Here is a 306-nt window from a genome sequence, read left to right on the forward strand (position 1 = left end):
TATCGAGGGTTCGAATCCCTCTCCCTCCGCCAGTTGTTTTAGATTAGATGGACGCATAGCTCAGCTGGATAGAGTACTCGGCTACGAACCGAGCGGTCGGAGGTTCGAATCCTCCTGCGTCCGCCATCTAAATCAACATAAGATGTTACATTGCTGGGTGGAGTAAAAAGTAGTACTACGGACGCATAGCTCAGCTGGATAGAGTACTCGGCTACGAACCGAGCGGTCGGAGGTTCGAATCCTCCTGCGTCCGCCATTAAACCTGCCTAGTGCAGGTTTTTTGTTTTCTACATCCATGTAGAAAAT

The 306-nt window shown here is 49.7% G+C and carries 2 tRNA genes; both read left to right on the forward strand.

Annotated features, from left to right (window positions below):
- Positions 1-49 precede the first annotated feature (49 nt).
- Positions 50-126: transfer RNA gene (locus tag EOE67_RS20390), tRNA-Arg, on the forward strand.
- A gap of 53 nt (positions 127-179) precedes the next feature.
- Positions 180-256 (forward strand) — tRNA-Arg (locus EOE67_RS20395).
- The last annotated feature ends 50 nt before the right edge of the window (positions 257-306 follow it).

It is taken from the genome of Rheinheimera riviphila (assembly GCF_004005945.1).
Taxonomy (GTDB): Bacteria; Pseudomonadota; Gammaproteobacteria; order Enterobacterales; family Alteromonadaceae; genus Pararheinheimera; species Pararheinheimera riviphila.